The 13,284-nt window shown below is 33.8% G+C and carries 10 protein-coding genes and 1 pseudogene; all 11 read right to left on the bottom strand.

All coding sequences use genetic code 11. The features are described from left to right. Positions 1-19 precede the first annotated feature (19 nt). Complete coding sequence (locus tag IPI31_15660) at positions 20-3,130, bottom strand: PAS domain S-box protein (protein ID MBK7569256.1); 3,111 nt, start codon at positions 3,128-3,130, stop codon at positions 20-22. 17 nt (positions 3,131-3,147) lie between these two features. Then, positions 3,148-3,585: a response regulator gene (locus IPI31_15655; GenBank protein MBK7569255.1), complete on the bottom strand. Its 438-nt coding sequence runs from the start codon at positions 3,583-3,585 to the stop codon at positions 3,148-3,150. Between the two features lie 403 nt (positions 3,586-3,988). Continuing rightward, positions 3,989-4,291, bottom strand: a complete 303-nt coding sequence (locus tag IPI31_15650; GenBank protein ID MBK7569254.1) for a helix-turn-helix transcriptional regulator — start codon at positions 4,289-4,291, stop codon at positions 3,989-3,991. 9 nt (positions 4,292-4,300) lie between these two features. Next, positions 4,301-4,618 (bottom strand): annotated as a pseudogene (locus tag IPI31_15645) (type II toxin-antitoxin system RelE/ParE family toxin). Positions 4,619-4,942: 324 nt separating this feature from the next. After that, positions 4,943-6,664 (bottom strand): hypothetical protein, encoded by a 1,722-nt coding sequence (locus IPI31_15640; protein MBK7569253.1) that lies wholly within the window; start codon positions 6,662-6,664, stop codon positions 4,943-4,945. Then, positions 6,648-9,215 carry a ribosomal protein L7/L12 gene (locus IPI31_15635; protein ID MBK7569252.1) on the bottom strand — a complete coding sequence of 856 codons (2,568 nt, stop codon included), beginning with the start codon at positions 9,213-9,215 and terminating at the stop codon, positions 6,648-6,650. The genes IPI31_15640 and IPI31_15635 overlap by 17 nt, the downstream gene beginning before the upstream one ends. 1 nt (position 9,216) lies before the next feature. Then, positions 9,217-9,939, bottom strand: a complete 723-nt coding sequence (locus IPI31_15630) for a hypothetical protein (protein ID MBK7569251.1) — start codon at positions 9,937-9,939, stop codon at positions 9,217-9,219. Then, positions 9,912-11,042 (bottom strand): AAA family ATPase, encoded by a 1,131-nt coding sequence (locus IPI31_15625; protein MBK7569250.1) that lies wholly within the window; start codon positions 11,040-11,042, stop codon positions 9,912-9,914. Before IPI31_15625 ends, IPI31_15630 begins: the two co-directional genes overlap by 28 nt. Before the next feature lie 4 nt (positions 11,043-11,046). Continuing rightward, positions 11,047-11,676 (bottom strand): hypothetical protein, encoded by a 630-nt coding sequence (locus tag IPI31_15620; GenBank protein ID MBK7569249.1) that lies wholly within the window; start codon positions 11,674-11,676, stop codon positions 11,047-11,049. Between the two features lie 361 nt (positions 11,677-12,037). After that, positions 12,038-12,538: an SMI1/KNR4 family protein gene (locus IPI31_15615; protein ID MBK7569248.1), complete on the bottom strand. Its 501-nt coding sequence runs from the start codon at positions 12,536-12,538 to the stop codon at positions 12,038-12,040. 377 nt (positions 12,539-12,915) lie between these two features. Beyond that, a complete protein-coding gene (locus IPI31_15610) occupies positions 12,916-13,182 on the bottom strand; it encodes a zinc ribbon domain-containing protein (protein MBK7569247.1) in 267 nt (88 codons plus the stop codon). Between the last annotated feature and the right edge of the window lie 102 nt (positions 13,183-13,284).

The following is a 13,284-nucleotide window of genomic DNA, read 5'->3' as shown; positions in this document are numbered from 1 at the left end:
TAGTTTGTGATTTATGATTTTAAATTATTGGTATGTAAATGTCAAAAGTTGCTCCCTTGTTTAGTTCGCTTGTTGCAGTGATGTTGCCGTTGTGGTTCTCGACAATATTTTTTACAATGGCAAGCCCAATGCCTGTGCCTGCAATTTTTTGTTTATCGTGCAAGCGTTGAAATACTTCAAAGATCCTGTCTTTGTATTGCGGCTCAAAGCCAATACCATTGTCGGTAATGCTGATTTGGTAATATTCTGTATCCGCTATAGGATATGCACCAGGTACCTGATTTGATTTTACTTTTTTGTTTTTAATTGTAATGTGTGGTGGTGTATCGGGTTTAGAAAATTTAAGTGCGTTGCCAATTAGGTTATACATCATTTGCCGAAATTGGAAAGGGACAATATTTGCATCCCCTAATTCAGCCACTTCAACTGTGGCATGTTTATCTGAAATAATTTCTCCAAATTCCTCTATCACTTCATTAATAATTTGATTGAGGTTAACGATTGTAAATTTTCTTGCATCGGTTTTGGTTCGTGAATAAACAAGTAAATCGTTAATGAGATTTTGCATTCTCTTGGCGGCATTAATTATTTTCTTAAAATAAGTTTGGCCAGCATCAGATAAATGTTGCAGTTCAGAATCACTAATTCGGGAACCGAAAACTTGTATTTGTCGCAGCGGCTCTTGCAAATCGTGACTTGATATGTAGTTAATTGACTCTAACTCTTTGTTGATCTTCTGCAACTCTATATTTTTTTGCTCAAGTGCTATTGTCATTTCTATTGTTTCCGTGATATCTCTTGTGATGGAAAGTATGCCTATAATGTGCTGATCTGCATTTAGCAAAGGTACTAACCAAAATTCCCCGAAACCTTTCATGCGTTTAAATGGTACCTTTGGATAGTGAATTTTTTTACCTTCCTTGAGCACTAAATTAAAAGCACTCTCCCATTTTTCGTTTTTATATTCAGGAAATATATCGTAGGGATTTTTTCCCATTACTTCCTCTTTTTTAAAACCGGTATTCTCTTCTGTTTTTTTATTCCATGCAATAATTTTCAAGTTTTCATCATAAGCCAATACCATAGCAGGGTCGTTATCAATCACCGATTCTGCAAATGCTCTTTGCTCAGCAAGTTTGAGGTGCGATCTTTTTAGTTCTGTGATGTCCTGATAAGAAGCAAGCGCATATTTTTTATTTCCAATTTCAATTATCTCGTAAAAAACAAGGGCATAAAATGTGGTGCCGTTTTTTCTTGTATATATAACCTCAAAACCATTCTCAAACAATTTTTCTCTCAGGTTCATCAATAATTCGATTAATTCTTCCTCAGGCAATGCCTGCAATTCATCAATAGTTCGTTCTTCCTGAAGTTCTTTTAAGAGTATTGATTGCGTTCTTACTTTTTCTTCTGGTGAAACTATATTCAAGTCGTCAGTTGAACGACCAATTACTTCTTCTGCTGTGTAACCAAATTGTTTGTAAAAAAGGTTATTTGCATAGATTATTTTATTGCTGCCAATTTCTGCAAATGCCAACGCAACCGGGTTGTTGTCAAAGATTTTTAAATAGCGCTCACTTCCTTCTATTAGTTCAGTATTTAACTTTTCGAGTTTCTTATTGGTTTCTATTATTTCAGTAATATCACGTGTAATTCCAAGTACTCCTATGATTTGTTGATCTGCATTTCGCAAAGGCATTAACCAACTTTCTACGAAATTTTTCTTATGTTCAATTTCTACTATGGGAAAGTGTAATGATTTGCCATCCTTCAACACTGAATTAAATGTACTAAGCCACTGCTCTTGATTATATTCGGGAAATACATCGAATGTAGATTTTCCTAGAACTTCCTCTTTTTTCAAACCGGAAAATTCTTCACTTTTTTTATTCCATGTTATAATGTGCAGGTTTTCATCATAAACAACTATCATTGAAGGGTCGTTCTCAATAACCATTTCAGCAAATGCTTTTTCGTCCGCAAGTTGCTTCTGCGCTTCTTTTCTTTCCGTGATATCCTGATAGGTGGTTAGGGAATATTTTTTATTTGCGATGTCAATTACCTCGACAAAAACAATAGCAAAAAATGTTTCTCCATTTTTTCTGGTATATAAAATCTCAAAGCCATTCTTAAGCATTTTTTCTTTTAACGTCAGCAATAATTTTGCTCTTTCTTCCGCAGACAATGCCTTCAATTCTTCAAGAGGGCGATCTTCCTCAAGATGACTCATGATGATAGGAATCAATCTTTCGAGCTCTTCTGCGGATGTCAAGTTCAATTCTTCGGTAGTATGACCTATCACCTCTTCTTCGCTGTAACCAAAGTAATTATAAAAAAGTTTATTGGCATACACAACATGGTTAGTCTCGATTTCAGCAAAAGTCATTGCAACAGGGCTGTTGTCAAATATTTTTAGAAATGGCTCTGCACCTTCAGTCACCTCCTGGTTATTCTTTTGAAGTTCCTGATTTGATTCTTCCACCTTTATTCGTAACTGTTGTGAAAGATGCAATTCACTATTCATTTTTGAATATGAAATCCAAAGAATGAACAAAGCGCCCAGAAAAAGGATGATGATAAAAAGGGGTGTGATAAAAGCAAGTATAGTAAATTTTTGTGTTTGCACTTCAAGCAACTGTTCCTCTACCAATGACATTCTATTTATTTGCTCGCTTATTTTATTTGATTTATTAAATCCGTCAATAAGAAGCAACTTTAATTCAGTGTCTATTTGTATTGGTTTAAGGTCCTCCACCTTCAAGTAAGCTAGTTTTTCGTCGATTGCTGTGTGTAATATTTTAAGGTTTTCAATTTGTTCAGGATTGTCTTTTGTTAAACTGTCAAGCAAATTTAATTCATGGTTAATCGTATTATAATCTAAGTCTCTGTTTGCAATCATGGTTGAATCTCCGGTGAGCAGGTAAGCTCTCCGATTATTTATGGCCTCATTAAATGCACTTGAAATGTTTTTTAGTGATAGGTTAACTTCATTAGTATGCTTAGCCCATTTATAAGAATCAATCAGTTGATTTGTTTTAAAATACCCATAGGCAGATAGTGCAACCAAAAAAATAGTTGTGAAGATAAAAATGAGTCTGAATTGCAAAAGAGAACGGCTAGCTTTTTTCATCATGCTTAATTATTCTTTCAGTTTATGGTTAAAAGAAAATTTTCTTTTGGCGGTTGCTCACTTTGTTGTGGTTTTGTAAAAAGTAATATTTTTTCAATTGCTTTTTTTAAAAGGTCAAATGAGTTGGGCTTGCGGACAAAATAGTTTGCTCCTAATGAATAGGTTTTTTCAATTGCAGTTTGGTTATCCGTTGTTGAAAAAATTACAACCATAATATCTTTTAGCTTGGGTGTGTTTCTGATTTCGGTTAAACATTCATACCCATTTTTAAGCGGCATATTGAGGTCAAGAAAAATAGCATAGGGAGGTGGGGGCACGGTATCGTCCAGAGTTTTCATTAATACAACTCCATTTTTTAAAATGGTGATTTGGGTTTGAATGCCCACCTCTCTCAATGCATCTTGAAATAATTCGCAATCATCGGAATCGTCATCAGCAAGGATTATTTTTTTCATTTGTGGTTGAATTTAAGTTTATAAAGATATGAAATTACTTTTTCTCAAAGTTAAGTATGAACGATAACGGAAGGTAGTAGGTGCGTTGGGGCAAAAGGAAGTGTGAAGCAACTTGCGTTGGCTTTTGGGTGGCGTTGCTTCTCTTTTGCTTTTGCTAAGGATAGCAAACACGGCTTGCCGAAAATTTTACTTTCGTTCATTTTATGCCTGTCGGTTGATGTTTGCACTGTAGCCATAGGATTGCACATAACGTGCAGCAGATTAGCGACGGGTGGGGAAGGCAACCGAAAATCTTTAATAAAAATACGAAGTTTTGGGTTATCGATAATTATTGGGAGGATGTCGTCGCCCTGATGGCGTAAATGTGCTGTTACGTGCGGTTTTCTCGGATGATGGTCAGTTGTCAAAGTTTAATTGTCAATTCAAGATGTCCCCCTAAACCTAGTTCTACTATTTTTTGGAGTGTTGATATACGGACCTCTTTGATATTATTTTCGATTTTAGAAATATAGCCTTTATTGGTTCCACACTTTAATGCAAGTTCTTCTTGAGTCATTCCTTTTTTAAGTCTCGCTTGCTGAATTAAAACTCCAAGTTCAAATGCTTTAAATCCCTTGTCAAATTTATCACGTTTTGTTGTCCCTTTTTTACCATTTTGTTCTTCTACAAATTGGTCAAGAGATTTTAGATTGTTTTTCTTCTTCATATTCGGTTTTTATTTTAATGCTTTTTCAATTTCGATCTTTGGGTCCTTTTGCGAGTTTTTCTGATTTTCGTTCGCAAGGACGATCAATTTTTCTTCATCAAAGAAGCAAAATATTCGAAATATGTCACCCCCCCTGTTGAACTCTGATTTCATAAAGTCCAGTCGTTCCTTGGATATGTTTTAAATAGTCTTCAAGCATATATTTTTGCCTCTCAATTATTCTGAAAGTCCAAAGTATTTTGTCTTTTACTTTTTGCTTCTGTTTTGCATAAAGTCAGTAAAATAGTAATTAAACAAAAACACAGTTCTCACTTTCTCAGATCCCATCCAAAGCAAATATAATAAAGTTGTCCGAATGAACAACTATTTATTGTAAAAAAAGTTCATAAATGAATCTGCGTAGGGGAGCGGGTCTTCGCCGATGGAGACTAGAAAGTTTTATGTTTTCGAGTCATTCTAAAATCGCAGATAACGTTTTTGGGCTTGGCGAAAGTGGGGTGTAAAATGTACCAATGTTCAAATTTAATACAAAAGCCAATAGAAACTACAAATGCTCGGCCTAGTAATAAAGCCGCCCTTTTGTCAAACCCATATTGTACGCCGTTTATATTTTTTTTGTGAGTTTCTCAAATTTCATTATTTCTATATATTTCATTGTCGTTTTTCTTTCATTTTATACCTTGTAATGTCTTTAGACAATTGTGCATCTTTATTAAAAGCTGACAACTCGTTTAGAATACCAGAATTTATTTTAGCCAGTTCTGAAATTATTTCGTAAGCAAGTTCTTTGGTTTGTGTAGCTATTAGGGCATCTTTTTTTTGTTCATATTTCAAGGCTTTTAGAAACTCCTGTTTGTTTCTTTCATTGGTTTCGTTTCTATAAATTCTATCAATTTCTTTCGACAAAATTTGTATATCTTCAATATTTACAAAATAATTATTGATACAATTAAAACTATCTTTTTCCTCTCGCCAACCAGCAAGCAGGATATCCTGAGCAGATGATTTGTCTTCCATTTTATTGCGCAAAAGCAAGGAGGCTTTCAGATATTGGTCGGAGGCTTTATAGTTTTCTACTACATAATTATAGTGCTCAAAGGCTTCTTTTTGGTTATTGATAGACTGGTATAAATCACCAACTTTTTCGTACATCTTCAACTCTTTGTATAGTCCAATCGCATCAGAAGTCATTCTCCCTTTTTCGAAGCACGAAGCGGCTCTTTCTTTATTATTCATATATTTTAAATACAAAGCGGCTGCTTCGGGATACAGCTTTCCGTCTTCCAAAGTATTTGCCGCCATTTGGTTGTTTTTCAATAATTTCATATACACAAATGCCGCTTTTTCATATTTTTTTTCCTTTATTAAATTGATTGCTGTTTGGTTATACTGTTGTTGCAATTTAGCCATGGAGTTGTCCTTCAAAAGCACGTTTCCACTACCACTTGCCCCGCTATTGCCAAATAATTTAAACGATTTCCATCGTTGACTCATACTAAATGTGCCTTTGTCTCCACCTCTATTTGTGCCTTCATTATCAATTGGAATGGCATATTTTAAAGCTTCTTCGGGGTTGCTTTTAAACAATTGCAACAATTTTTCCATTTCCGAACGGTTTCGTTTCTCTAAATCTTCAAAATCATTTTCAAACTTTTCAAACAACTTCCCGCCGGTGGGAATTAATTTACCCAACATGTAGGCCAACTTTGTAAACCAATTTGCTTTTTCGGTTTGCTTTCCTCCATCACCAGTTTCAGATGTCCAAAAAACCGATTTTAAAAGTTGGTATTTTATCTTTTCTTTCCAATTGAGTGGCTTTTCTATAAAAGTTTCCTTCTTAGGAAATGTGTTCTCCTCCATATTTTTCAATAATTCTTCTGGAGGCAATGCTTTTATTTCAATTTTATGAATAGTTTGAGGGCGAAAAGCGGTAATTTGAGGCTCCGTAATTACACAGTTTTGTGGCAAGGGGATTTCTAATACATCTTGCCAATCAATTGGGTTTTGTAATTCAAAAAGACCAAACTCCGGATGAATAATATGCTGACATTTTGCAAATAAAATGGCTATTTCAGAAGGATTAATTTTAGGATATATTGTAGAAAATTCGGGTATAAATAATGCATCTTTAATACATTGGCAAAACTGTACATTCTGTAATTTAAAATCGTTTGAAATGACTTGCTTCAACTCCACAAAACAGCCCCAAATAGAATTTGGACTTGTATCTGGAATGGCAAAAACGGGAACCGTATTTATATCTATTTCTAAAATTTGAAGCTGATAGAGCCAATGTTTCAAGTCAGTGCCTTTAATCAAAATACCTTGAAGAGGATACGTATTTTTTGACCAAGGTTTAATTCTTAGATTCATATTGCACTATTTGGGTTATAAATTTTTGAATATAGGCGTCATAAAATTCTTGGTTAGAAATAATTGTTTGCTCCTTTTTATTCCCATAAAAAGCAATCTCACAACCGATATCCTGTAGCTCTTTTGTCATTTTTTCTGCATCATCATTTTTCAAATACATTGCAAATTGAATCGGTGCGGTATCTATAATATTCTTTGCATCCTTTAAGCCAATGCCACTATAAGTTTTTAGAATTTTAATCGCACTTACTTTTTTGAGACCGCTAGACTGCAAACGAAATGTGAAATATGGAATGCCATAAAAATAATCATACCCTGCAAAATATGTTTCTGTAGCTACCCCTAAAATAATATCTATTGTAGAAGATATATATATTGCAGGAATATCGGTATTGCTACTTTTTAACGTAAAAAAGCCGGTTCCGTTTACTGATATTTCGCTGCCTTCGTTAAATACATAGGCTTTTTTGGTAGAATCGTATTGAGCCTTCACTTTAGGCTCTTTACTCATTCTATTGTAATGGTAAAATTGCATGTGTTGCATACCATACTGAAATTTCAGTTGATGGGAATTAAACACCAGCCAATTCTCTTCATTTATATAAACCTCTTTAAGGTTTTTTAATACATTAAATGCCAATCCATGAAAAACAGCATTCAAATCGATACATTGTTTTTGTCTTTCAGTATAATCATTATTGAAAACACCACTATTATATTCCTTTTTTTCAATTTCAATAATTTTTGTCTCAAAATTTGCGTTAAAGGTATATACATCAGCATTTCTAATTTGGAAAGTAAACTGTTCCCTTAAAAATATAAACTCAATAATTCGTGAAGATTTCCATTCATTAAAAAAAACTTTGGCATATTGCAATGTTTCTAAATCTGTAATAATAACCCCTCTGTTTTGCGGATTGAATGAAAGAAAAAGTAATATTCCTTTATCTGTTTTCCCAAGTTCATAATTGCTATTTGCGGGTACATTTTTCAAAACCAATTCGCAACCCTTTTTGTTTGTTTGATTTCCAAAATTTACTATTCGAAATAGGCATCTATTAGAAACAAAATACACTTCGTTTCTAATAGGAATCAATCTGCTTCTTTTTTTTGGTAAAGGGAGCAATAGTGGGTAAACTTCATTTGATTCAGGCAAATATGGAATATGTTTTTGCTCAAATGGTTTCAATGGCTTTTTCCAAAGTTTTTCTAAAGGCAATTTAATGGTTTGCAAATGCTTAAAGGCATTGTTTTTATTTTTATAAAAATAAATATTGCCTTCAATATTAGTAGTAATAATGTAGCGGAAAAGCGTATGGTTTTCTGCCAGTAACCTGGCTATTTCAGGATATTTAAGCCCTTCGGGAGTGGTAATATAAAATATTTCTAATTGCTTGTTTTGTTTATTTGATTCCAAAAATGCCGCAATCCCTTTTTGGGCATTCAAGCCCAAAGCTACTTGTTGCAAACCGTCGATAACATTACTCGTTTTTTCGTATTCCATTGGTAAAAAAGTATCTCCAACCAAAAACAACTTGCTTTCGCTCTTCGATTTTGGATGTTTGGAAATAGCTAAACTACTGGCATAGCCTAATATTTTTGGAATGCCCCAAGTTTTCAATGAAATATCTATCAGAATAATTCTTTGCAATTTGTCGGTAATTGGTGGCATTTCTCTATGTAAATACAAGGCTTCGTTATTGGCCAAACGTGACATAAAAAGCAAGTCGTCATTAGCAAATTCGGATACCAAAAGTTTGTCGAAATCACCTTTATTGGATAAATCTGACACCCCGCCCAAAGGCTGTTCGCTAGGATGGGCATTGAAAATAGGAACATTAAATCCTGCCCAAATGGGTTTTATCAATGCCCCTATTTGAAATGTTTGCGAATTGTCCATCAATTCTTCTACAAAATCTTTGTAGTTTATTTCGGTTGTAGATCTTGTATCTAATTGAGGTAATAACTCTTCTGCAATTTCGGGCAAATCGCCCATTGCATCTATTATAGACTGAATGCTTGTAAACTTTCGGGAGAGTATTTGGAAAACCTTGATATCTTTTGCAAAAACATTTCCAGTCAATACGCTTAACTTTTGAAAGCGAGTCCTTCTTTTTTCTTCTTTTAAAACATTTACAATACCTATTGATGTAGAAGAATTGATTCTATTGTGTGCATTTTCAAAAATGGTTGTTAATAATATTTGTTTTCTCTTTCCTATTTTATACTCATCGGGCAGGGATTGCAAAATGGTAAGAAAATTAAAACTTTCTTTTAAATCTGAATTTTTAAAATGCTCATTAAATTCTAATGCTGACAATATTTTATACACAAAATCTAAAGAATTCTCTTCGGTTCTGTTTATTGCTATCATTGCACATAAAATAGCCCCAAATGAAGGCAAGCCCCTCTCGGCAATGGCGGCCAAAATAGGTATTAGTTCTTCTGTATAAGCAATCGTACTACCGCCATTGATAGTCAATACTTCGTTTTCATCTTCCCAAAGCCAAAAATATTCTTCATAAGATCGAAAATAATCACTGGCATTCATATCAATCTATTTTAAGGGTTTGTTTCCAGGAGGAGATGGATAAAGGCTTTAGCTTCGTTCTATCTATCAAACAATAACTGTATTCCGAAGTCCACCAAATCGATTGAGTTTGGTAGGGATTGAGTTTTTTTTCTATAATTTTTTCTAACAACAGAAATTCCAAATGAAGCCCCACTGGAAATATGAAATTACCTTTTTGCCAAAATGTTTTGCCATCAACAGGCAGCATCGGCTCACCAAATATCAAAGCATTTTCAGCATCTATCAATACCCATTTCAAAGGTTTTAAACGAATAGCCGAAGCATTTGAAATGTATTTACTTGCGGTATGTTTATTTACCAATAAAACAGTGGCTTTTTGCTCTGCTTCGGTAGAAATAAGTTTAATTTCTACAGACTGATGAATTCCAAAAAAATTGTGATTAAAATTAGACAATTCAATGCTCAATGCCCTTTCTATTGGTGTCCACAAAAGATTGGGCATTTTTTTGAAGGGCAAAAGATTTCCTTTCGGAAACAGTAGATTGTCTTTACAAACAAATGTTTTTGTAAATGGAATAGATTGCAATTCGGCTGAGGCTAATTGCAATTCGGTAAAATTTTTTATCCAAATATAGTTGGCTTCGGTGGCTATTTTCAGATTGTCCCAATGCCTTATTTGTCCCAAATGTTCTTTGTGAACTGTCTCTATTTGTACTAAATGGTCTGCAAAATTTTCTGCCATAAATTTTCTATTTCTATTTGAATGTATTGCTTTTGCTCCACATTTTTAATCCAAGCACACCTATTCTGTACATATCTTAGTTTATCTTTTACTACATTTTGTTCTTCAAAAGTCAAAGTTTCATTTTGCCATTTATCTTTTAAATACTGTACTTCTTTCATCACTTCCTCGGGATTGGGAGCTTTGTTTAAAAGTGCCTGTGGGTGCGACTTTTCATCTATCTCTTTGTCAATAATATTATTAATAATGCCTTCCAGAATTTCTATTTGCTCTTCAGTGTCCCAAATATATTTCAGCACCCACATATCGGTTTTTATTGCTTCGGTTCGGCCACATATTAATGCACTTGCTGCTATCAGATTTTGTAATTTTACGGCTCGCCTGTCCGAAACCTTAATGCCTGTATTTCTCAAAGAATGTACAATATCAATATACTCTTTTCGGATAGGTGTTAAATCTATTTTTCGTGCTTGTAATTGTAGGTTTCTTATCTCTTTGGATGTAATAGTCTGCATTTCTCTTTGACTATTATTTTCCAAATTCCAACCAGCCAAAAGCACATCGTGCAATTTATCTGGATCTACATAATCGCATTTGGCTCTTATTAAAAATCTGTCTAGTAGTGCATTCAAAGACTCCTCTTCGGGCAATATATTACTAGCCCCCACAAACATTAATGCGGGCAACTTCTTTGTTTCTTTACCTCGCCTAAATATTTTTTCGTTCAATGCCATCAATAAACTATTCAAAATAGCACTATTGGCATTAAATATCTCATCTAAAAAAACCAAAGAAGCCTCTGGCAGCATACCTTCTGTATTGGTAATCAGTTCCCCTTCTTTGAGTTTGCGAATATCAAATGGTCCAAAAATTTCATTGGGTTCGGTAAATCGTGTCAACAGATATTCAAAGTTTTTTCCATCTTCGATACATTGCGAAAGCATTCTTACAATGGCACTTTTTGCAGTGCCAGGCGGACCAAGAAGAAAAGCATTTTCTCTAGCAATCAAAGAAATACCAAGCAAGTCTATAATCTCATCTTTGCCAATAAATGCATGCTTTACATAATTTAAAACTGCATTTAGTTTGTTTAAATTTTCCATTTATTTAATCTGATTTCTTAAATTCATTCCAATAATTTTCGGTATAATTACCAAGCGTTGCCCTAATCTTTTCAAGCATTTGAGGCAATTCAGCTCGTTTTCTATCTTTTGTTTCAATCACTCTATCTATATACAATTGTTCCAAACAAGGGTTGCTAAAAATCGGATCAAAGTCTAAATTTTCAAGAGCTAATATTATCCCAATTCCAGAATAATGACATTGGTTTAAAATATTTTCAAGAATAGGAATCACATGATCTTCAGGGTCTATCAGTTTGGCTTCTGCCAATATTTGAGGTAAAAAACGCAAACATAAATCTGCCGAAAGTATAGCTTCTGTAGTAATTGGTTGTGAAAATAAGGGCAATAAATCAGTCAACTCTGCTTCTTTATGCTCTCGGTACAATAAAATTTGGCAAGCAGTATAAACTATTTTTGCTGCCCATAAAGCCGATTCTGCATTGTATTTTGGTGTAGAAAAAGGATGATTTTCGGACTCAACATCAAATTCAATTTGCAGAAATTCTTTTACCAACGCTTCGTCATCTCCTTTAAAATAAAGCAAATTGTCGTACAAAATGATTTCTTCGTTTGCTCGAAGTTGATAAATTGTCTCGTAAAAATAATGGGGCATAATGTTCATTCCTTTTACGAAAAATTAATATCGAACAAAAATCCATCTTTTGATTAGCAATACATTTAATTTCTTGTTAGTATAACCAAACACAATTGCATCAACTACTTTTTTTGTATTTTCTTTCAGTTTCATTTTGTATATACGTTAAATTTAAGCAAAAATTGTTATTTTTTCGTAGTTTTAATAGTTGTTATATGGTTCGGTAAAATGGCGCACAACGTTTTGCAGATTTGCGACGTATGGGAAGGCAATCGAAAATCTTTAATAAAAATACGAAGTTTTGGGTTATCGATAATTATTGGGAGGATGTTGTCGCCCTGATGGCGCAAATGTGTTGTTACGGGTAGTTTTTACAAATTTAAAGGCCTTTTGTAAAGTTTAATACGTCAGTCCAATATGACATTAGGTCTTGAAACTCCACTTCTCCAGGATGCCAATGGGCAAATTTCCAATATTTCCAAAATGTTTTAGGATCGGTAGGAGGTATTAGCAAAAAATATTGTTCTTCATACTTTCCTGCTATAATTATACTCTTTTCTAACATTTTACCTTCTTCCACATTTCCAGTTTCAATCCATATTTCAATCAATTGTGGATCTACATTTTTCAAATAATCAATTTCATTAACCGGGTGAAATGTTGGTTCGGTAAAACTACTTGCTGGAAATCCATTACAGTTTTCGAGAAATAATTTATAATCATCAGGTAATATTACATTTAATCGATTTTCCGCTTTCTCTATTTCTTCAGAGGAAGCTGGACTATTACCAAGCCATTGATTTTTGACCTGCTCTGCGGAAGGTTTAAATTCCCCGTTTCTAATTGTATTGAAAGATATTTGTTGAAGCACTTGTTTCATATTACTGTTGGTTGAGGTGAATGTTATATCTTCTACTTTTTTGTTTGGTTTTTTAGCATTTTGATTACATTAAAAGGATAATATTGTAAAAATAGTTATAATACAAAATGTAGTGGATCTCATAGTATGAAATTACGCATAACGTTTTGCGGCTTGGCGCAGGCGGGGATTTTCACCACAAAACTTTCTACGAAGCCGAATATTCAAATTTACGAAAAACTGTCATACGAAGCACGTTAGCTCCGCTTGCGCTAAGTCGTTATTATACGCATACTGCTGCTCTCGCCACGAAGCACAGCTGTTTGAAGTCTGCAGAGAAGTTTATTAGAAGCCATGAACTGTATCATTATTTAGTTATTATCTGATGTGAAAAAATGCTAATTGTTTTTCCATCTTCCTAATCGCTTCATTCCTCTTGTAAATAACCAAGCGAAGAATTTTGAGTGTCCGCCTTCCATCATTTTTTGTTTGTTCAATTCCTGAAATTCTTTTACATCATTTCCTTTATAAGTGAATTCACCTTTTTCATAGCAGTAAGAACAATACACTTTGCTGATACTTCCATCAGCATTTGTTCCTCCACTTTTTGGGTCTCGTTTTAAAGGCATTCCACAAGATTGGCAATTTTTAAATTCGTTTGTCATACTAATTGGTTTTTTGTTTATGTTAATGTAATTTCAATGGTTGCCATAAGGTTGCACATAACGTTTTGCAGATTTGCGACGGCGGGAAAGGCAATCGAAAAT

Source organism: Bacteroidota bacterium (assembly GCA_016706865.1).
In the GTDB taxonomy this organism is placed as follows: Bacteria; Bacteroidota; Bacteroidia; order Chitinophagales; family BACL12; genus UBA7236.
The sequence above is the reverse complement of the archived record's forward strand: the minus strand, read 5'-3'. Positions and strand labels throughout refer to the sequence as shown.

Excerpts from the sequence above, each read along its gene's own strand:
- IPI31_15660 (MBK7569256.1), bottom strand. The coding sequence starts at position 3,130 with ATGAAAAAAGCTAGCCGTTCTCTTTTGCAATTCAGACTCATTTTTATC.
- IPI31_15655 (MBK7569255.1), bottom strand. The coding sequence starts at position 3,585 with ATGAAAAAAATAATCCTTGCTGATGACGATTCCGATGATTGCGAATTA.
- IPI31_15650 (MBK7569254.1), bottom strand. The coding sequence starts at position 4,291 with ATGAAGAAGAAAAACAATCTAAAATCTCTTGACCAATTTGTAGAAGAA.
- IPI31_15640 (MBK7569253.1), bottom strand. The coding sequence starts at position 6,664 with ATGAATCTAAGAATTAAACCTTGGTCAAAAAATACGTATCCTCTTCAA.
- IPI31_15635 (MBK7569252.1), bottom strand. The coding sequence starts at position 9,215 with ATGAATGCCAGTGATTATTTTCGATCTTATGAAGAATATTTTTGGCTT.
- IPI31_15630 (MBK7569251.1), bottom strand. The coding sequence starts at position 9,939 with ATGGCAGAAAATTTTGCAGACCATTTAGTACAAATAGAGACAGTTCAC.
- IPI31_15625 (MBK7569250.1), bottom strand. The coding sequence starts at position 11,042 with ATGGAAAATTTAAACAAACTAAATGCAGTTTTAAATTATGTAAAGCAT.
- IPI31_15620 (MBK7569249.1), bottom strand. The coding sequence starts at position 11,676 with ATGCCCCATTATTTTTACGAGACAATTTATCAACTTCGAGCAAACGAA.
- IPI31_15615 (MBK7569248.1), bottom strand. The coding sequence starts at position 12,538 with ATGAAACAAGTGCTTCAACAAATATCTTTCAATACAATTAGAAACGGG.
- IPI31_15610 (MBK7569247.1), bottom strand. The coding sequence starts at position 13,182 with ATGACAAACGAATTTAAAAATTGCCAATCTTGTGGAATGCCTTTAAAA.